This window comes from Kosakonia pseudosacchari (assembly GCF_015167415.1).
In the GTDB taxonomy this organism is placed as follows: domain Bacteria; phylum Pseudomonadota; class Gammaproteobacteria; order Enterobacterales; family Enterobacteriaceae; genus Kosakonia; species Kosakonia pseudosacchari.
In genome coordinates this window covers 2,722,009-2,741,687 of the sequence record NZ_CP063425.1, presented here as the reverse complement: position 1 = coordinate 2,741,687, position 19,679 = coordinate 2,722,009, and the positions used below count along the sequence as shown (strand labels likewise).

Below are 19,679 nucleotides of genomic sequence, written 5' to 3'. Positions count from 1 at the left end.
TATGCCGGATATTTTAGGTTTGCCCTGGCTTGATGCGCTTTGTGCCGCGGCGCTGGCGCTCAGTTTGCTGATCTATGTTCTGCTTGATGGCACGGATTTGGGCACCGGCATCCTGTGCGCGTTTCAGCGCAGCCCTGAATCGCGCCATATTATCAATCTCTCTTTACTGCCGGTCTGGGATGGCAACGAAACCTGGCTGGTACTTGCGGTGGGCGGCTTGCTGGGACTTTTCCCGCTGGCGTACGGCATTATCCTCAGCGCGCTCTATATCCCGGTGTTTGTGATGTTGCTGGCGCTGGTGATGCGCGGAATGGCGATTGAGTATCGCCACTATGCGCCACGGCTGTTTGACTCGATGCTGATCGCCGGTTCACTGCTGGCCGCGCTGGCGCAAGGGATTATTGTGGGCGCGCTGCTACAGGGAATTTCCACCGATGGGCGCCAGTTTACCGGTAGCGGTTTCGAGTGGCTGCGTCCTTTTCCGCTCTATTGCGGCCTGGCGCTGGTGTGCGGATATAGCCTGATGGGGGCGGGGTGGATAATCTGGCGCTGCACCGGCGAGCTGGAAATGTGGGGACGACGAGTGATGCCGTGGCTCGCCATTGTTACCGGGTTGCTGCTGGCGGGTTTGCTGGTGTGGAGTGCGCAGTTACACGAAACCTGGCGTCAGCATCTGTTTAACCCCTGGCTGTGGTTGCCCCTGTCGCTGGTGGCTGCACTGGCCGTCGCGTTGTTAGCGCTGGGGCTGATATTGCGGCGCATATTTCTCCCGCTGGCGGCGGTGCAGGTGATGGTGAGTTGTGCTTTTTGTGCGCTGGTGTTTACGCTTTTTCCGTGGATTGTGCCGCCTGTTCTCAGCATTACGCAAACCGCCGCGCCACCGGCCACGCAGCGATTTCTGCTGCTGACATTTGCCTTACTGGTGCCGGTAACGTTGCTGTATAACAGCTGGGTTTTTCGCATCTTCAGTGGAAAAATTGCGGGTTAGTTCGGCAAAACAGGCTATAAAGTAAAGGCGAGATTTACTGTAAGCAACAGCATGCGCGGAGACTTATCCATGGCTATAGCAAAAGCTTATAACTTAAAGCAGGCATATCAAATGATTAGCTCAGGAAAGCATCAGGAAGTTGAGCTGGCATTTGATGTCGATGCGGATACTTTTTTTATGCTCTCGTCAAACTACGGCAACAGCGGGGCGAAGATTGCCCGTCACGATAACCATTTTGTGCTCAGGCTGGAGAAAGAAGCCGCTTCAGGTTGAACACACGCGGGTACCATGTTTCACCAGTGGCTCAGGAGTGCATGCGACGGGCGGATGATTCGCAACCGACGTCGTGTCATCTCTGCGTTATATTGATCCCTTTTAATAGCCGCGAGCCCTGCCACTGATTCTGTTCTTTCCGGCTTGCGGCTTCATTTGTTGTTACCCAGATTTCGTGGCGGCGCATTTTGCCGCCACGCTCAAACTCGTTATCAATCCAATCATTCCCGGCATTACGCCGGGTTTTTTTTCTCTGTGCGCAGCCCATTCGCCAGCAAAATAAACGCGTCGATGACGTTGGGTAAGGTCTGTTGCGGGTTATCACTGGCCGCAACCCATAGCGCGGCATTCAGCGCTGCGCCGTTGAGCAAACGCGCGGCGGATTCCACATCCACCGCTTTCATCTCGCCATTTGCCACCATGTTGGCGACGGCAACACGGGTTGCCTGCAGGCAGGCATTCTGGCTTGGCCAGCGCGAAGGATCGCCAAGAAACGCCGGGCCATCGAGCAACACAATGCGCTGGATTTCAGGATCGAGCGCCATCTCGATATAGGCGACACCTTCAGCCAGCAACGCATCCCAGGCATTATCGGTGGCTTGCGCCTGCATTTTTGCGCGCTGTGCCATTTCGCCATCGACCTGCGCCACCACGGCGGCAAGTAAGCCCTGTTTATCGCCAAAGTTGTGGTACAGCGCACCGCGCGTTAAGCCGACGCTGGCGGTCAATTCATCCATCGATGCCGCTGCAAACCCTTTTTCGGCAAATGCCTTGCGGGCAGCGGCGATAAGTTTGGCGCGGTTCTCTTCCATGGTTTGGGCGCGACGTTTAACGACCATACTGACTCCATTTTAAATACATCGCGTATGTGAATTGACATACGCAGTGTATGTGGATTAACTTCATATACGAAGTGTATCTTAAATTCAGCCATAAAAGGTAACCCAATGATCCCTCGCGAACCCGTTTTTCCCGCTCATCGCCATGCGTTGTATGAACAACATGGTTACTCCGCCGCAATACGCTCCGGCGATCTGCTGTTTGTGTCCGGACAGGTTGGCAGCCGCGCCGATGGCAGCCCGGAGCCCGATTTCGCCGCGCAGGTGCGCCTGGCGTTCGATAATTTGCAGGCCACGCTCGCGGCGGCGGGGTGTACTTTTGATGATCTGATTGATGTCACCACCTTTCATACGGACCCGGAAAATCAGTTCGCCACCATCATGGAGGTCAAACAGGCGATTTTCCCGCAACCGCCGTACCCCAACTGGACAGCCGTGGGCGTGAACTGGCTGGCGGGTTTTGATTTCGAAATTAAGGTGATTGCGCGCATTCCCGAACGCGCGGCATAAAAAAAGCCTGCGACTACGGTCGCAGGCTTGCAGATAAAGTGGGGGATTACAGCAGGTCGAAGCGATCGAGATTCATCACTTTTGTCCAGGCGGCAACAAAGTCGGTGACGAATTTCTGTTTGCCGTCGGCGCTGGCGTAAACTTCGGCCAGCGCACGCAGCACCGAGTTGGAGCCAAACACCAGGTCGGCGCGAGTGGCGGTGTATTTCACCTCACCGCTCTTGCGGTCGCGGCCTTCAAACAGCTCTGATTTCTCGTCGGTGGCTTTCCATGCGGTGCGCATATCCAGCAGGTTAACGAAGAAATCGGTGCTCAGCACACCCGGCTGGTCGGTAAAGACGCCGTGCTTGCTGCCGTCATAGTTCGCGCCCAGCACGCGCAGGCCGCCGACCAGCACGGTCATTTCCGGGGCGGTGAGCGTCAGTTGCTGCGCTTTATCAATCAGCAACGTTTCGGTGCTGATGCCATCCCACACGCGGCGATAATTGCGGAAACCATCGGCCAGCGGCTCCATCAGTGCGAAAGAGTCCACATCCGTTTGATCCTGACGCGCATCGACACGCCCCGGCGTAAACGGCACATTGACCTGCACACCGGCTGCTGCCGCGGCTTTCTCAACGCCAACCACGCCCGCCAGCACAATCACATCCGCCAGTGAGGCTTTCGCCAGCGTTTTCTGAATGCTTTGCAACGCGGGCAGGGCTTTCGCGGCGATGGCGTTCACTTCCCAGCCGTTTTGCGGTGCCAGTGCCAGGCGCGCGCCGTTCGCGCCGCCACGTTTATCGCCGCCACGGAAGGTGGAGGCAGACGCCCAGGCGACCGAAATCAGTTCGCTTACCGATAAGCCGGATTCGGCAATCGCCGCTTTCAGGTTAGCGATATCCGCGCCATTCGGCTGATGCACTGCCGCTGGCAGCGGGTCCTGCCAAATCAGATCTTCTTTTGGCACTTCCGGGCCGATGTAGCGTGATTTCGGCCCCATATCGCGGTGGGTCAGTTTAAACCATGCGCGGGCAAAGGCTTCATTAAACGCTTGCGGATCGTTGAGGAAACGGCGCGAGATCTTTTCAAATTCCGGGTCGAAACGCAGCGTCAAATCGGTCACCAGCATGGTGGGTTTGCGTTTTTTCTCCGGGTCAAACGGATCAGGGATAACTTCCGGCGCGTCTTTGGCTTCAAACTGTATAGCACCTGCCGGGCTGCGGGTTTGCACCCACTCATATTTGAACAGGTTTTCGAAAAAGTAGTTGCTCCACTGGGTCGGCGTTTGCGTCCAGGCCACTTCCAGACCGGATGTGATGGCATCTGCGCCTGCGCCACTACCGTAGCTGCTCATCCAGCCCAGCCCCTGCGCTTCCAGCGGCGCGGCTTCCGGCTCTGGCCCGACATGGTTATCCGGCGTGGAGGCTCCGTGGGTTTTGCCCAGTGTATGACCACCGGCGATCAGCGCGACGGTCTCTTCATCGTTCATGCCCATATTGCCGAAGGTGGCGCGAATGGCAGAGGCGGCGGAAACCGGCTCGCCGCTGGCGTTCGGGCCTTCCGGGTTAACGTAAATCAACCCCATTTCGGTGGCACCAATGGCGGCCTGCGCCAGGCTTTCCGGGTGGCGGTGGCTTAACCACTCTTTTTCATTACCCCAGTCGACATCCATATCCGGTTCCCAGACATCTTCACGCCCGGCACCAAAACCGAAAGTGCGGAAACCGGCATTTTCCAGCGCCACGTTGCCCGCCAGAATAATCAGATCGCCCCAGGAGATTTGTTGACCATATTTTTGTTTCACCGGCCACAGCAGACGACGCGCTTTATCAAGACTGACGTTATCCGGCCACGAGTTGAGCGGTGCGAAGCGCTGCTGGCCGCGACCCGACCCCCCACGACCATCGACGGTGCGATAGGTGCCTGCGCTGTGCCAGGCCATGCGAATAAACAGACCGATATAGCTGCCCCAGTCTGCTGGCCACCACTCCTGAGAGTCGGTCAGCACACTGCGGATGTCGGCTTTCAGGGCGGAGTAATCGAGCTTTTTAAACTCTTCGCGGTAGTTAAAATTTTCACCCAGCGGGTTAGAACGGTTGGAGTGTTGGTTTAGCAAATCTACGCGCAACTGGTTAGGCCACCAGTCGCGGTTACTGGTTACCGGGCCTGCACTTTTTTCATTGCTTTTGTTATGAAAGGGGCATTTCTCGACGGATGACGAGAGGGATTGATCGTCTGACGTGCTCATATCGGGCTCCATTTGCTTGTGTTCTGTCGTTACGATATACACTGCTTCCTGATAAAGGTATTTGAATGAATCTACAGATTTGATAGTTAATACCTTTCTATAAAATGGTAAAAACTTGACGCAAATCGCTTAACTGCGCTACCCACTCCTAAACCTTAGCAATTCCACCACTGCCGTTACGGTTTTTTTCAGGGCGTAGCGCATTTTTTGTGACGGCAAAAGCAAGTGGAGCAGGCGCGGCCTGCAAGCGTATGCAACAGAGGTTTGTATTTTCCCGGCGAAATTAAACGTCCACGGTTGGTCGAAATATATCCATAACCGTGTGCGAAATACTGTTTCGCTGTGTTATCGGTGCCCTGTTAATTTAATCAACCGAAAAGGCAGAGCGAATAAATACGCAATGTCATCAGTGCATTTCGCGGCGTTTGCTCAATGAAAAATAAATGACGATAACGCATTTGCTTGCCGTCGTGGGACCGGCGTTGCGGATAGTCTTATCTGCAGAGAGATATTTTTTCTTTTCTACCGTTTCGCTAATAATGACGTGACTGCACATTATTACGATATAACTGGCCGAATACGCAGCATACGCTAACCTGATTATTCCACCTGACTTTAAGGAAAAAGATCAATGCGTCTGGCTTTACCTCTTATTATTCCTCTGCTGCTCGTTGGCTGTGGTGCCAATAATAGTGCGCCGCAAACGGCCATACCTGGCGAGAAAACCTCCGCAAAAATGAAAACCCTCGAAACAGGCGCGGCGCTGATACAATCTCGCCCGCCGATTGAGGCAATAAGCGCCTACCTTGATGGCTTTCATTTTTATAACGGCGATCGGCAAGGACAAATGGAAGCCCATCATTATGTCACCGTGTTAAATAATGATGTCATGCAGGCGGTGATTTATGACGGAAATACCGCAAATGCACGGCTGATGGGCGTGGAATACATCATCAGTGAACGACTTTTCAAAACACTCCCGCCGGAGGAGAAAAAACTCTGGCATAGCCACCGTTATGAAGTGAAATCCGGCTCGCTTATTGCGCCGGGTTTACCGGCCGTCGCTGAAAAAGCCTTGATGAGCAATATCGTGAATACCTACGGCAAGACCTGGCATACCTGGCACACTGAGCGTGACCAGACGCTGCCGCTGGGCGTACCTGCGTTAATGATGGGATTTACCCAGGATGGACAACTCGATCCGGCGCTGCTTGCCGATCGCGATCGCCGTTTCGGCGTCAACACGTCGGCTATCAGGCAGCAGCGTAAAGATCTGCCTGCGCACCCGGTGGCGCAGGGTGCGGATGCCTGGGAACAGGGACAGGTGATTCAAATCAAACCCGTTACGCTCCCGGAAGATACACATGCCCATAAATAACGCCCGCGGAGGGGAAACGTGATTATTCACCATCTTAATTGCGGCTGTATGTGCCCACTCGGCGGCGCGTTGTATGACGGTTTCAGTAAAGGAGTGCATGCGCATCTGGCGTGTCACTGCCTGCTGCTGGAAACACAACGCCACGGCCTGGTGCTGGTGGACACCGGGTTCGGCACCACCGATATGCGCCAGCCCCGGCGAAATATTCCGGCCTTTTTTCGCCTGTTGAACAACATTCAGCGCCGGGAAAGCTTAACGGCGCTGGCACAGGTGAAGGCGCTGGGGTTTCAGGCTGAAGATGTGCGGCACATTGTGTTAACCCATCTGGATTTTGACCACGCAGGCGGCCTGACCGATTTCCCGCAGGCGCAGATCCATCTCTTACAGCGCGAAATCGACACCGCACAGCAGCGGCACAGCTGGCTGACACGTGAGCGTTATCGACCCGGCCAGTGGCAGGCCGTTTCGGGCTGGCAGGGATATGCCGCCGAAGGCGAACAATGGTTCGGCTTTGATGCCGTGACGGCGCTGCGTGGGCTGCCGCCGGAGATTTTGCTTATCCCGCTGGCCGGCCACACGCTGGGCCACGCCGGGGTGGCCATTCAACATTCAGATGGCTGGTTACTGCACGGAGGTGATGCATGGTTTTACCGGGGGGAAATTGGTCTGCCGGAACGCCACTGCACGCCGGGGCTGCGTTTTTATCAATGGATGATGGCGATGGATAACGGTGCCAGAAGGGTCAACCAGCAACGTCTGCGCGAACTGGCGCTAACACAGGGTAAGGAAGTGCGGCTGTTTTGTAGCCACGATGCGCAGGAACTGCGCGCCTTACAAGAGGGATAAAAAAAGCATCTGCAAGGCAGATGCTTTCGGGAGGCTTATTTCGGTTGCGGTTCACCGTGGCCGAGTTCGGCACCGGTGAGCGGATCAACGCCCGGATCGGATTTGGTGCGTTCTGCCATCGCTTTTACCAGCGCCAGTTGTTCCGGGCTGAGCGTGGTGGTGGCGGAACCATCACCGCCGTCGACCGCCGGTTGTGGATCGGCGACATACTCAAAGTTTTCATCGCTGTTCCAGCTACCACGCGGATCGTCACCTTCCGACATGTTGTAATAGACGTTGGTGTACTGTTCGATTGGCGGTAATTTTCCTGGCGGGAAATTATTGCGAATCGAGTAGAGCGCCTTCTCAAAAGAGAGCATATGCGCGGCTTCACGCGTCATCAGGAAACCTAACGCGTCTTTTACCCCCGGATCGTCGGTGACATTGATTAAACGCTCATAAATAATCTTCGCGCGCGCTTCGGCGGCGATATTTGAGCGTAAATCGGCGGTCACTTCGCCAATCGTATCAACATAAGCCGCTGTCCACGGCACGCCTGCCGAGTTTGTCAGCGCCGGGCCGCCGCCGTACAGCAGCGAAGTGATATGGCTGTCATTACCGTTTTCGGTTAACGAGCGGTACAGTTCCGCTTCATTTTCAGTACCTTCGGCCAGCTCGCCTTTTGCGCCTTTATTGAGCATGCCGACCAGCGAACCGATAATTTCCAGATGGCTGAGTTCTTCTGTCGCGATGTCCATCAACATCTCTTTGCGACCGGCGTCTTCATCACCCAACCCCTGGGTGAAATAGCGGCATGCCGCAGCCAGTTCCCCTTGCGGGCCGCCAAACTGTTCGAGCAGCAGGTTGGCCAGCCCAGGGTTCGGTTCACTGACGCGCACGGTGTATTGCAATTGCTTAACATGACGAAACATTGCTTGCCTCCTGAAAAGGAAAAATTATTATTTTTTAGCTTCCACGCCTTCCGCTGCGCTGCGCAGCAAAAATTGTTCTGTCACATCCGGAATATGATTGATCGCCCATTCGGCCATCGCTTTTTCTTCAGCCAGAATCTGTTTGAATATATCGATGCTGGCGCTATCACCGGCTTTTTCCGCCGCGGCAATAAGCGAGGTATAACAGGCAATTTCAAATTGCTCGAAGACATAACTACTGATTGCGCCTTTAACGATTTCATCCGGTGCAAACATGCCGCCAAATGACTGACCCATCGCCGCCATTTTGCTGGTGGCATCTTTCATTAGCGAACGGTTAATATCATTACGATCCATCACCGTTTCCAGTAATTTAATTTGCCCTTGTGTTTCTGTTAAATGTTGCTCGATCCTTGCCCGTAAATCGGGGTAATTATCGATGCGGCTGCTCATGGCATTAAGCATTGATTCAGCCTGTTTTTCCATTGCGTGTGCATCGCGTAACCAGTCGTGATAATTTTCTTGAGGCGTCATATCTAATCCTTTCATGGTTGAGTGGATAAGAAAAAGGGGACACTGCCGCTGTAATCAGCAGTTATACAATTAATAAGAAATATCAGGGGGAGTAGTGCGCTGTTATATTGGCGCGAGGTAAATAAAATAGATAAATAGTAATCCTGATATCCTTACTGCTTTATATTTGCATGCTAACGTGTATCGCTTGTTATTAAATTTAGACGTTGACTTCATTTAGTCAAACCGAGACGTAAATAGCCTTGCTTAAATATATTTTTCGCACACCGCTTCGCTTGATTTTATATTTTTAAAAATAAATCTTCCTGAATATTAGTAAGTTAGCGGAATGCACTTTCGTTTTCATTAATCACACCCGTCACTATCACTCATTTTTGGCAGGTATTGCTGATGGTTTAGTGGCCTTTTTTGACATTTCTTTACCTTTAGCCAGCGGCTAATAGCGTGATATCCAGCCAGTTTAAGAACTATCTCAACCCGTAACGCGCCCGCCAACGGGCATTACCACCAGATTGCGCAGTTGAGCCGATCCATTCCCGACGTTATAAAGGCAGGTTGGTGTCATAAGGCAAGAAGGGATGACGGTATTAACGTCGATTACCGTTGCTTTCTCTGGCGCTTATTAACTGCGGATTGGTTGAAACCGCCGAATACTTTCAGCGCACGTAACATAAAAAACCAGGTGACAGATAAGATGAGTTATATCGACAGTTACGATCATGAACTGATTGGTCGTCTGGGCTATTTACCCCTTTACCGCCCGTTAGAAGTAATTGCCGGCGAAGGGTGGGGTGGCTACGACTTTAGCGCCACGCCGGATAATCTGATCCTTGGCGGCGGAAGTGGAGAACATCCGGGGCTCGTCGTGCATCATTTACCGGCGCTGGCTACTCGCTTTTTATACGCACAGCTCAGCGATGCCGAGGAGGAGATGCTCAGTACAGAGGATAAAGACGTTGTTGAGGATCTCTATTTCACCTCTGACACGCTGGAATTTTGCGGCTGGCAGATTGCGGATTACGCTAATTTGCACAAGATGGCGCAAAGCGAGGCATTGATGACACCCTTAGCGGAGGGGATGAAGGTGGAAACGTGGCTGGAGCAATCGCTTGGTGAACTTATCTGGTATGCGCTGCCGGAGCTCAATCGGCATCATTCGCAGCTTCAGCGGATCTTTGCCCCTTTTCACATTGCCCCAACAATGCGCAATATCGTCATTGAGCCGCCGGGTTACCCGCCTTGTGGCGGGCGCACCACCGAAAACGGGCGTGCGAAATGGGGAAATGTTCGCTGGAGCAAACGGGTATGAACGGCGCTATTGTCACGACATTTCCCGTTTTTGCTTTTCCATATGAGGATTATTGCTAACCAGAATGACGTTCAGGGCGTTGATGGCTCGTTACCCTTAAAGCCAGCGAGGAGAACATCATGAAACCACTGGGAAATGCCCATCCTGAGACTTTCCGCGCCGTGCAATTTGTCCTGACGGACATGGACGAAACCCTGACATACAAGGGAAAACTGGCTGCGGCTACCTACCAGGCGCTGGAACAGTGACAACACGCCGTATCAATTCAATGCCTTAAAGTGATTTCTCCCCCTCCAGAGCACCCTCTCGCACTGACAAAATGTGCGCTTATCTTGACAATTCATTGACAGTTAACTGCCTGGTCAGTAGTTTCATTTGTAATTACTGACCAGGCAAATATCATGACCAACGCTACGGATATTCCCAACCCTAAACTGCACCTCGGTTTGTTGATTCATCTGGCAAACCAGTTCAAAGACCAGCTAATAAGTCAGTACTTTTCCTCTGCGGATATCACCGCCGCACAGTTCAAGGTATTGATAAGTATCTATAAAGGCTTCAATAGCCCGGTTGAAGTCAGCAAAAATCTGCTGATGGACGCCGGGGCGATGAGCCGTATGCTGGAGCGCATGGTCAAGCGCGATCTGATTGTGCGCACCACCAACCCGGAAGATAAACGCCAGGTCATTCTCGACCTGACCGACAAAGGGCGAGTGATTTGTGACCGTTTTCAGAATGAGGCGCTGGCCTCGATTCTCACTACGCTGACCAGCCGCCTGACCGCTGACGAGTCACGGCTGCTGGTTGAACTCCTGATAAAAATGTTGCCGGACGAGGCAACCCGCCCACATCGCTAAGCTGTCCCGAAAAGGTATCAAGATGCAAACTTCATCTGCACAACCCGAACGCGCGCCGAGCAAACGTAAGCGCAACTTCGCTATCCTGTTCGTTGTTTTGCTGCTTATCGCCGCAGGCTGTCTGGCCTGGTATCTGTTATATGCCCGTTACTACGAAAGCACGGATGATGCGTATGTCAACGCCAATCTGGTGACCTTAACGCCGCAAATCGGCGGCACGGTGACGCAGGTTACCGTTGATGAAGGCGATTACGTCGAAAAAGGGCAGCCGCTGGTGTTGCTGGATCCGAGTGACACCGAAATTGCCCTGCAGCAGGCAGAAGCCAACCTGGCCAGCACCGTACGCCAGGTGCGCGGCTTGTACAGCACGGTCGATAACTACCGCGCGCAGGTCGCGGCGAAACAAACTGCGCTGCAAACCGCGCAGAACGATTATGCGCGTCGGCAAAAAATAGCCACCAGCGGCGCGATTTCCGTTGAGGATTTAGCGCACTACCGCGATGCGGTTGCGACGGCGAAAAGCGATCTGGCGGCGGCGCAACAGGCGTTAAGCACCAACCTGGCGATGACCGATGACACGGTTATCGACAGCCATCCGGAGATCAAAAGCGCGATTGCCACCTTGCGCCAGCGTTACCTCGATAACGCGCGTAGCACCATTGTTGCGCCGGTAAGCGGGTTTGTCGCGAAACGCGCGGTGCAACTGGGGATGCGCGTCGATTCCGGCACCACGCTGATGTCGATTGTGCCGCTGGATCAGGTTTGGGTGGACGCCAACTTTAAAGAGAGCCAGATGAACACCATGCGCCTGGGGCAGAAAGTGACGCTGACCGCCGATCTCTATGGTGATGATGTGGAATACCACGGCACCATTGAGAGTCTGGGCATTGGCACCGGCAGTGCGTTTTCGCTGCTGCCGGCGCAAAACGCCAGCGGGAACTGGATCAAAATCATCCAGCGTTTGCCGGTGCGCATCACCCTTGACCCGCATGATATGCAGAAGCACCCGCTGCGTGTCGGACTGTCGATGTTTGCCCGCGTGGATATTCGTAACGCCGATGGCGATCTGCTGCCGCCCAAAACGGTTGTCGCGCCGCGCTTCACCACTGACGTTTACCAGAACGCGCTGGAAAACGCCGATCAACTGGTGGCGAAAATTCTTCATGACAACAGTCAGGCGCTAGCAACCAGCGCCCGCTAAGAGAGACGTTATGCAAGATAAGTCGGCGTTTACGCCACCCAGCCTGTTGCTGGCGACAATTGCGCTGTCGCTGGCGACCTTTATGCAGGTGCTGGATACCACCATCGCCAACGTGGCGCTGCCGACCATCGCCGGTAACCTTGGCGTCAGTTCGGATCAGGGCACCTGGGTTATTACCTCGTTCGCGGTGTGCAACGCCATTGCGCTGCCGCTGACCGGCTGGTTTACCCGCCGGTTTGGTCAGCTCAGGCTGTTTGTCGGTTCGGTGGCGCTGTTTACCCTGACCTCGTTCCTGTGCGGGTTTGCCCACAGCATGACCGAGCTGATTATCTTCCGCGCCTTGCAGGGCTTTTTCGCCGGGCCGATGTTCCCGATGTGCCAGACGCTGTTATTGGTCATTTTCCCGACCAGTAAACGCAGTATGGCGCTGGCGTTGCTCTCGATGGTGACCGTGGTTGCGCCGATTGTCGGGCCGATTACCGGCGGCTGGATCACCGACAATTACTCGTGGCCGTGGATCTTCTATATCAACGTACCGATTGGGATTTTCGCCGCCATCGTGGTCTGGACACAGCTGCGCGAGCGCGAAGAAACCACCTCGCACTCGCCGATTGATTACATCGGCATTGCGCTGCTGGTGCTCGGCGTGGGCTTGTTGCAGGTGGTGCTGGATAAAGGCAACGACATGGACTGGTTTAACGCCACGGAAATCATCGTCATGTCGGTACTTTCCGCCATTGCGCTGGTGTCGTTTGTCATCTGGGAACTGGGGGAGCAGCACCCGATTGTGAACCTGCGGCTGTTTAAAGATCGTAACTTCGCCATCGGCACCGCAACACTGACGCTCGGTTATGCGGCCTTTTTTGCCATTAACATTATCCTGCCGCAGTGGCTGCAAACCCAGATGGGGTATACCGCTATCTGGGCCGGGCTTGCCGCCGCGCCGATGGGCTTTTTACCGCTGCTGTTAACGCCGTTTATCGGCCGTTATGCCCATAAAGTGGATCTGCGCCTGCTGGCGTCGGTGTCGTTTCTGACGATGGGCGCATCCTGCCTTATCCGCGCGCAGTTTAATACCAGTGTTGATTTTCGCACCGTGGCGGAAGTGCAGATGTTTATGGGTATCGGCGTGGCGTTTTTCTTTATGCCGATCACCACCATTGTGCTGTCGAATCTGCACGGTGCCGAAGTGGCGGAAGGCTCCGGGCTGGCGACCTTTTTCCGCGTGCTGGGCGGCTCGTTTGCCTCGTCGCTCACCACCTGGATCTGGTCGCATCGCGAGGTTTACCACCACGCTAACCTGACGGAAAGCGTCTCGGTTTATAACCCGGCGGCTACCGATTATCTGCATAAAATGGGCGGCGCGACGCAGCAACACCTGGCGGCGGTGGATAAAACCATTGAGCAACAAGCCTATATGCTGTCGACCATCGACTATTTCTGGCTGTTGGGCTGGGGATTTATGGCGCTGGTGGTGGTGATTTGGTTTGCCCGCCCGCCATTTGTGCGTTCCGGTGCGCCGGGCGCGCCGTCGGCAGGACACTAATAACAGAGATGGAATAATGTATGGCTCCGGTGTTACCTGGCAGTGATGGTCGTTTATTGCAGCATCGTTCGTTTGTCGCCTTCTGGCTGGCGCGAACCAGTTCCAGCTTCGGTTTCCAGATGTTATCTATCATCGTCGGCTGGCAAATTTACTCCCAGACCCAGAGCGCCTTCTGGCTGGGGATGATTGGTCTGGTGCAGTTTATTCCCTCGGTGACGCTGGCGTTGCCTGCCGGGCATATCGCCGACCAGTTTGACCGCCGTCGCGTGGTGCTGCTGGCGCAGATTTTCGAGTGGCTGGCTATTGCCGCGCTGGCATGGCTAACGTGGCAGGGCGATGCCAGCGTGTGGGTGATTTTGTCGCTTATCTTTGTTATCTCTTGCGCCAAAACCATTGAGTCGCCGTCGATGATTTCGATGTTGCCTGCGCTGGTGCCGCTCTCCATTTTACCGCGCGCAACGGCCGCGAATGCGGTTTCCGGCCAGGCGGCGCAGATTGTCGGCCCGGCGCTGGGCGGTTTTCTCTACGCGGCGGGAGCCGATGTGGTGTACAGCGTTACCGCCGGGCTTTATCTGGTGTCGCTGCTGCTGGTGATGACGCTGCGTTATGAACAGGCGCAACCGCCGCGCACGCCGGCAACCCTATCATCGCTGTTTGCCGGCGTTGGGTTTATCCGCAATCGCCCGGATGTGCTGGGGGTAATTTCGCTCGATCTGTTTGCCGTATTGCTCGGTGGCGCGACCGCGCTGCTGCCTATTTTCGCCCATGATGTACTGCATACCGGGCCGCTCGGTCTGGGCTTGCTGCGCAGTGCGCCAGCCGTTGGCGCGCTGCTGGTGGGTTTCTGGTTAAGCCACCGCGCGCTGACGCGCAATGTCGGCATGATCATGTTTATGTGCGTGGCGGGGTTTGGCGTGGCGACGCTGGTGTTCGCCTTTTCAAGCTGGATGTGGTTGTCGCTGCTGGCGCTGTTCGCGCTTGGAGGTTTCGACATGGTGAGCATGGTGATCCGCGGTTCGCTGGTGCAACTCGATACGCCAGACGAGATGCGCGGGCGGGTCAACGCGGTTAACTCCATTTTTATCAACACCTCTAACCAGCTCGGCGAGTTTGAATCCGGCATGCTGGCGGCGTGGCTCGGCGCGGTGCCTGCGGCGGCGATTGGCGGTGTCGGCACGTTGATTGTGGTAGCCCTGTGGATGAAGTGGTTCCCTGGTTTGCGCCACCGCCAGCGGCTGGAAAGTGAGATGGGGTAGGTTACTGCGAGCCCGGTTTATACCGGGCTCTGTTCAGGGAAGGGATAATTGCCTGGCAGGATGGTTAACCCTGCGCAGTAGCGGGTTCGCTCTCTTCGGCAGTGGTGGACGGAAGGTTCAGAAACGCCATGATCTTTGCGATTTCGTTTTCAGTCAGCATGCGGGTTTCGCGTGACAATGCCGCTATAAATTCTGCTGAACCATTTGAAATATAGATTTTCTCCGCCAGCGCGCGTCCCGGATTACGTTCATCAAAATCAAACAGTTTGTGAAGGGTGCTCTGAACTTTCTCCGGATCGTTTAAATCTTCCAGGTTAGTGCTTATATTCCCGGAAATAACGGCCAGCCGCGCGGCAAGCGAAATAATTTCCTGGCGAACTGATGAGGAGAGTTGTCGGGTATTGCTGAGTGATTTTTGGGCGTTATCAAGTTGAAATTGGGCTTTTGCAAGATCGACTTCGAGTGCCTGCGTTTTTCTTAATGTCTTTGATCTGCCTGCGTTGAGACGTTGCACAATCCATTGCCATGCGGTATTTGCAACGCGATCTGACCAGTGAACGCCAATACGTACAAATGAGGAGAGTAAATTAACAATAAAATCCAGTACCGGCATGGCTATCGACATGCCAAAACCCACCACCAGCGGCCAGTAAAAATAGTTGTGCGAGAAATGGTAAGTGTCGGTGATATTTTTAAGGAGGATTTCTATTTTCTCATCCGACATGGCGATGAGTAATATGTGCTTCCAGTTAAACGCGACCAGTGAGCACAATAAATAGATATACAGAGGCCCTTTTAATCGGCTGGAAATAACGTTACTGGCAAAATCGGCTATTTGTTCCTTCAATCCTGAATCTGATGCTTTATCTGTCACAACGCTCCCCCTGATTAACCTTATTTTCCTGAGCCAACTGGCGAAGCGATTATAACCAGAGCTGATGATCCGCGCGATCATCAGGAGTAGTGGGGGACGAACGTTTTTCAGCAAACCGACAGCGGCAGAGAAACAAGGCTGAATTGAACGCCAGACTCAAAGGCTTTCTGCTTTACCGCTGTGGTGAGCAATAGCAAAACCCTGCTCCCGCCAGTGGGCAAGCTGCTGCGACTGGCTGCGCGTGAGCGGTTTGCCGGTCCAGACAAACAGATGCTGGCCGGGAAAAAATTCCGGGTGAGGGGAGTCGAGCGGCTCGGCGAGAACATCGATGCGCCAGCCCTGCTGTGAAAGGCGCCATGCTTCGAGCCATAGATGGGTACGATCGTCATTTCCCCAGGCGATCAGCAGCGCCATTTTTGCGGCCTGTTCACGCGCGGTGGCGATGCCTGACGCGGCGAACTCCACTAACACGCCATCCAGCAGGCTTAGCGCCACGCGCGCGGTATTTTTATCACGATTGAGCCGCTGGCGTACCGGCACCAGAATGTCGTCGATAAGCACATCGGCTGCGTGTGTCTGGCTTAACGCGTGAAGGGTTGCGCGTAGCCGGGAGGGATTCACTTGGCGCAGTATGGACATCAACTCTTCCTGGAGTGACGCCCAGCTTGTTTGCCCGGCGAATTTGTTGTCGTCGAGCAAGGCCTTAACTTTGCTTACGGAAATGCCGTTGTCGATCCAGCGCTTGATTTCCACAATGCGCTGAATGTCAGACTCATCGAATTGACGATGACCGCCTTCACTGCGCTGCGGTTTTAACAGCCCATAGCGACGCTGCCATGCGCGTAGTGTGACCGGGTTTATCCCGCAGCGTTCGGCAACCTCGCCGATACTATAAAAAGCCATGACTCCCTCGTACTCTTTACCGCCAGTGTGCCCATTTCACAGACTAAGTTAACTTCGCAAAGTTGTACAAATCCTTTTTTGTACAACATCCTTGCACAGCTTATACCATCTCATCTCTTTTTTCTGGCCAGGCCACGGCCGGAATGCCGTTTAAATCCGGGTGCGCGAAAAGGTGTCCCTGGAACTGAGAAATGCCCGCCGATTCAAGCCACATCCACTCTTCCGCTTTCTCGACGCCGACGGCGGAAATGGCAATTTCCAGCGAGGTACAGCATTTGATGATCGCCTGAACAATCGCCTGGCGGGAGCCACTTTTGTGCACATCCGCAATCAGGGCGCGGTTGATTTTGATGCGATCCGGCTGGAATTGCGTCAGCAATACCAGCCCGCCAAACCCGGCCCCGAAGTGATCGATAGCCACGCGAATACCGGCACCTTTTAGCATTTTCACCGCCTGCGTAAACGCATCAAGGCATGAAAACACGGCGCTTTCGTTAAATTCAACGATGACCTGTTCAGGAACCAGCCCGTTTTCTTTAATCGCCTGCACAATAAATTCAGCGGCACCAGGCACCTTTACCAGCGTCATGGGCAGCAAATTTACCGAAAGCGACTGCGCGCCCAGCTTTAACGCGGCAGCCATTGCAAAAGCGACGCGCTTGCTTTGTAAATCGGCGGTGTAAATATCATCCCCGGCCATATCGTCGAACCACTCTTGCGGCGAGCCACCTACGCGGGTGCGCAGCAGGGCTTCGACAGCGACAATCTGGCGGGCAAAGGGGTCGACAATAGGCTGGAAAGCAAAATGGCAGTCGGCACCGCTATCCGGGACGCCTGGCGGCAGGGTTATCGCGTTGTCATCGGCCATAAATTCCCAGGCATCGCCCGGCGGAATTTCGTAGTAGAACTCTTTCTCGCTGTCTTCAACGAAGGTCTGAAAGAACTGCAAGGCGCGATCGCCATACGTCAGTTGGTATCGCGTTGTGCCTTTATCGAACACGGTCTGCAATACCGCTTCACGGTCGTGATCGCGTAAGTCGAACAGCTCCATACCCGTCTTACCGAAGCGCCTTGACGGGGCGTAGTCCCTGAGTAATTCGACCAGATTGTAGTGCCGGTCATCTATACAGATGTCCTGATAAATGGCCGCCACATTTTCTTCTGGCCCTTCAAGCAGTTGAAAAAAATGGGTGCCATTGAATAGCAGGATCCCCGTCACGCTGGCCCGACCATTTTTGATATTGGCGGCTGCGACCATCTCTTCAAGCATCTTAAATGAGACATGGTCATGCAGGTGGCTGCGGTAAATGATGGTGGTGAGCATACGCGTTCCGGCAGGAGATTTAGGAATATTTACCTTAGCAGAGGATAGCCGAGTCGTCTTGCCGTTATTCCATTTGTTTTCAATTAGTTCGCTTATGTCCGCAGGTGATAATGCAGAAATGTTAACAACCAGGCAGGCACCGATACAGACAATTTGTACAAGCCTCAGGCGTCTGGAGGGTTTTGTTTTTCATATAACACAATGATAAATATGTATTTATTAAGTGTTTCTATAGGTGGCTAATTATTTTGTACAATTTCTATGTACATATTAGCAAACTTTGTATAACTTTAATTGTACTTTCCTGACTCATGGACTTTAGAGGAGTAACAGATGCAACAGAATAGTTTTCTTCCGAACACAGCGAATGCCGTTACCCGCTATTTTGATAAAGCGACGCTGCCGACACAGCAAGAAACATTAGGACGCATTGCTGTCGAGATCCTTACCGAAGGCCGCAATCTGAACCGTAAGGCTATTTGTACCAAATTATTGTCGCGGCTTGAAAAAGCATCCGGCCCGGAAGAGGAGAGCCACTATCACACGCTGATTGGCTTGCTGTTTGATCGTTGATATGAAAAGGCTAATCGCAATAAATCACCTGGTTATTTGAGTCAATTCTCACGGGGTGCCATCAGCTGTGGCAGAACGCTACCACGTGAGAATTGGCTTCATGCCGCAATTGCACTTCGGCAACCGGCGGCAACCCGAGATGCAGTTATGAACAGTAGTGAAATAGAGCAACTGACAGATGAACTTATTGGAGTGGCCGTGTTGTCCCTCCTTAAAGATAACTCTCCTATCAGCACTCAGGCTCTGATAGCCCGGTTGCGTTCGATGGAGAGCAGTGAACCAGACAGCCAGCGGCGCAAGGTGCTGGGGCGTATTATTGCCGAAATCAGCAATAACACCTTCGGCGAAATGCGGCGTGGCGAAGACGCGGTAGGCATGGAATGGAATGAGGATCGCAGGGATAACATTTATCCACTGTTTGGCAACAAGCAGCCTGGCAGTAGTAAAAAACACTGACTTAAGTGCTGATAAGAATGAACTCAACATGGGGTAATGAAATGAGCCAGGCTATGCTTGAAAGTTCTGATGGGTACGAAAATCTTCCTGATCTTTCGCTCATGGAATATTTTCGCAGCGGTGGTGAAAAACTTGCAGAGGAATCAGCCATTCTTGGTGTCGCCATCAGACGCATAGTCGCAGCCGATGAACGTATAACCCATAAGGCGTTGATTCTTGAGCTGATCCGCATGATCGAAAGCACGGATGATGTGGTACGAAGCGACATTATCCGCAATACGCTGGAAATTGTTGTACACCATACGACGGATGATATCTGACCTCAGGAACGAGGGGTTATTGCCACCGTCCGCGAAACCAGACGGTGGCAATAATCGGCCAATAGCGGTTTTTTGCCTTCCCTTTATTGGCTTCTACTGGCTCCACTTGTTGAAAACACCTTTTGCCAACACCTGCCACACCAGGGTTTTTTTACGTTTGCCTGCCGACGACGGGATTTGCCGCAATCTGAGACATGCCACTATCCTCTGAGCACGTTTTCGTAACGGTATCGCCGCGTCTGGTGACGAAGAGCAATAATGTCAGCTTGTAAACTCATCCCACTTGCCAGAAAGCTTGCCATTGGGCTGCTTGTGCCCGGCATCGTTTTTTCATTGGCCGCGTTTACCCTGCCGGTTTTCACCCCAACTGGAACCGCTCGCAAGTATTGCTGCCGCAAGGCGACATTCTCGGCGCGGCGGTGTTGCTGCACGGGCTGACGGATTCGCCCTATAGCATGCGCTACCTGGCACAGGCCTGGCAGCAACAGGGGTTTGTGGTGGTGTCCCGGGTCATGGCACGGCACCGGGGGCGCTGGCGAACGTGAATCGCG

20 protein-coding genes and 2 pseudogenes are annotated in these 19,679 nt (G+C 53.8%); 15 read left to right on the top strand and 7 right to left on the bottom strand.

Going from position 1 to position 19,679, the window contains the following annotated elements; genetic code table 11:
- Window position 1: 1 nt before the first annotated feature.
- Both IP581_RS12870 and IP581_RS12865 read left to right on the top strand, forming a co-directional pair.
- Window positions 2-988, top strand: a complete 987-nt coding sequence (locus IP581_RS12870) for a cytochrome d ubiquinol oxidase subunit II (protein WP_193820556.1) — start codon at window positions 2-4, stop codon at window positions 986-988.
- A 69-nt stretch (window positions 989-1,057) separates the two neighbouring features.
- Window positions 1,058-1,261: a hypothetical protein gene (locus tag IP581_RS12865; protein WP_141399330.1), complete on the top strand. Its 204-nt coding sequence runs from the start codon at window positions 1,058-1,060 to the stop codon at window positions 1,259-1,261.
- Window positions 1,262-1,494: 233 nt separating this feature from the next.
- On the opposite strand, the gene IP581_RS12860 is transcribed toward IP581_RS12865, so the two are convergent.
- Complete coding sequence (locus tag IP581_RS12860) at window positions 1,495-2,100, bottom strand: TetR/AcrR family transcriptional regulator (protein ID WP_097399644.1); 606 nt, start codon at window positions 2,098-2,100, stop codon at window positions 1,495-1,497.
- Window positions 2,101-2,208: 108 nt separating this feature from the next.
- Between IP581_RS12860 and IP581_RS12855 the strand changes: the two genes are divergently transcribed.
- Window positions 2,209-2,610 carry a RidA family protein gene (locus tag IP581_RS12855; RefSeq protein ID WP_097399645.1) on the top strand — a complete coding sequence of 134 codons (402 nt, stop codon included), beginning with the start codon at window positions 2,209-2,211 and terminating at the stop codon, window positions 2,608-2,610.
- 46 nt (window positions 2,611-2,656) lie between these two features.
- Here the strand turns inward: IP581_RS12855 and katG are convergent, their stop codons facing one another.
- Window positions 2,657-4,840, bottom strand: a complete 2,184-nt coding sequence (gene katG, locus IP581_RS12850) for a catalase/peroxidase HPI (RefSeq protein WP_086874190.1) — start codon at window positions 4,838-4,840, stop codon at window positions 2,657-2,659.
- 631 nt (window positions 4,841-5,471) lie between these two features.
- Here katG and IP581_RS12845 point away from each other — a divergent pair.
- Entirely contained in the window at window positions 5,472-6,218 is a 747-nt protein-coding gene (locus IP581_RS12845) for an OBAP family protein (protein ID WP_193820555.1), read from the top strand.
- An 18-nt stretch (window positions 6,219-6,236) separates the two neighbouring features.
- On the top strand, window positions 6,237-7,064 hold the full coding sequence (locus IP581_RS12840; RefSeq protein ID WP_193820554.1) for an MBL fold metallo-hydrolase: 828 nt from the start codon (window positions 6,237-6,239) through the stop codon (window positions 7,062-7,064).
- Between the two features lie 35 nt (window positions 7,065-7,099).
- Here IP581_RS12840 and IP581_RS12835 read toward each other — a convergent pair whose 3' ends face one another.
- Entirely contained in the window at window positions 7,100-7,975 is an 876-nt protein-coding gene (locus tag IP581_RS12835) for a manganese catalase family protein (protein WP_086874193.1), read from the bottom strand.
- A gap of 27 nt (window positions 7,976-8,002) precedes the next feature.
- Window positions 8,003-8,509: a ferritin-like domain-containing protein gene (locus tag IP581_RS12830; protein WP_017457080.1), complete on the bottom strand. Its 507-nt coding sequence runs from the start codon at window positions 8,507-8,509 to the stop codon at window positions 8,003-8,005.
- A 694-nt stretch (window positions 8,510-9,203) separates the two neighbouring features.
- On the opposite strand from IP581_RS12830, the gene IP581_RS12825 reads away from it, so the two are divergent.
- The 6 genes and pseudogenes from IP581_RS12825 to IP581_RS12800 all read left to right on the top strand — a co-directional run bounded on the left by IP581_RS12825 (window position 9,204) and on the right by IP581_RS12800 (window position 14,678).
- Window positions 9,204-9,818: a hypothetical protein gene (locus IP581_RS12825; protein ID WP_193820553.1), complete on the top strand. Its 615-nt coding sequence runs from the start codon at window positions 9,204-9,206 to the stop codon at window positions 9,816-9,818.
- A 119-nt stretch (window positions 9,819-9,937) separates the two neighbouring features.
- Window positions 9,938-10,060, top strand: a pseudogene (locus tag IP581_RS23995) (HAD family hydrolase); the annotation flags it as partial.
- Window positions 10,061-10,219: 159 nt separating this feature from the next.
- On the top strand, window positions 10,220-10,675 hold the full coding sequence (locus IP581_RS12815; RefSeq protein ID WP_193820552.1) for a MarR family transcriptional regulator: 456 nt from the start codon (window positions 10,220-10,222) through the stop codon (window positions 10,673-10,675).
- A gap of 22 nt (window positions 10,676-10,697) precedes the next feature.
- Window positions 10,698-11,876 (top strand): efflux RND transporter periplasmic adaptor subunit, encoded by a 1,179-nt coding sequence (locus tag IP581_RS12810; protein ID WP_193820551.1) that lies wholly within the window; start codon window positions 10,698-10,700, stop codon window positions 11,874-11,876.
- Window positions 11,877-11,886: 10 nt separating this feature from the next.
- On the top strand, window positions 11,887-13,422 hold the full coding sequence (locus IP581_RS12805) for a DHA2 family efflux MFS transporter permease subunit (protein WP_086874198.1): 1,536 nt from the start codon (window positions 11,887-11,889) through the stop codon (window positions 13,420-13,422).
- Window positions 13,423-13,442: 20 nt separating this feature from the next.
- Window positions 13,443-14,678, top strand: a complete 1,236-nt coding sequence (locus tag IP581_RS12800) for an MFS transporter (RefSeq protein WP_086874199.1) — start codon at window positions 13,443-13,445, stop codon at window positions 14,676-14,678.
- A 64-nt stretch (window positions 14,679-14,742) separates the two neighbouring features.
- On the opposite strand, the gene IP581_RS12795 is transcribed toward IP581_RS12800, so the two are convergent.
- The 3 genes from IP581_RS12795 to IP581_RS12785 all read right to left on the bottom strand — a co-directional run bounded on the left by IP581_RS12795 (window position 14,743) and on the right by IP581_RS12785 (window position 17,779).
- On the bottom strand, window positions 14,743-15,552 hold the full coding sequence (locus IP581_RS12795) for a hypothetical protein (protein ID WP_193820550.1): 810 nt from the start codon (window positions 15,550-15,552) through the stop codon (window positions 14,743-14,745).
- Between the two features lie 156 nt (window positions 15,553-15,708).
- Window positions 15,709-16,455, bottom strand: coding sequence for a MerR family transcriptional regulator (locus IP581_RS12790; RefSeq protein ID WP_086874201.1), 747 nt, complete (start codon window positions 16,453-16,455; stop codon window positions 15,709-15,711).
- A gap of 100 nt (window positions 16,456-16,555) precedes the next feature.
- The gene (locus IP581_RS12785) at window positions 16,556-17,779 is read right to left on the bottom strand and encodes a diguanylate phosphodiesterase (protein WP_193820549.1); all 1,224 of its coding nucleotides are present in this window, start codon (window positions 17,777-17,779) and stop codon (window positions 16,556-16,558) included.
- A gap of 333 nt (window positions 17,780-18,112) precedes the next feature.
- On the opposite strand from IP581_RS12785, the gene ycgZ reads away from it, so the two are divergent.
- The 4 genes and pseudogenes from ycgZ to IP581_RS23910 form a co-directional block, all read left to right on the top strand.
- On the top strand, window positions 18,113-18,352 hold the full coding sequence (gene ycgZ, locus IP581_RS12780; protein ID WP_086874203.1) for a regulatory protein YcgZ: 240 nt from the start codon (window positions 18,113-18,115) through the stop codon (window positions 18,350-18,352).
- A 147-nt stretch (window positions 18,353-18,499) separates the two neighbouring features.
- Entirely contained in the window at window positions 18,500-18,808 is a 309-nt protein-coding gene (locus IP581_RS12775) for a hypothetical protein (RefSeq protein WP_162842167.1), read from the top strand.
- A 41-nt stretch (window positions 18,809-18,849) separates the two neighbouring features.
- A complete protein-coding gene (locus IP581_RS12770; protein ID WP_170829933.1) occupies window positions 18,850-19,128 on the top strand; it encodes a biofilm development regulator YmgB/AriR family protein in 279 nt (92 codons plus the stop codon).
- Between the two features lie 314 nt (window positions 19,129-19,442).
- Window positions 19,443-19,678, top strand: a pseudogene (locus IP581_RS23910) (alpha/beta hydrolase); the annotation flags it as partial.
- Window position 19,679 lies beyond the last annotated feature (1 nt).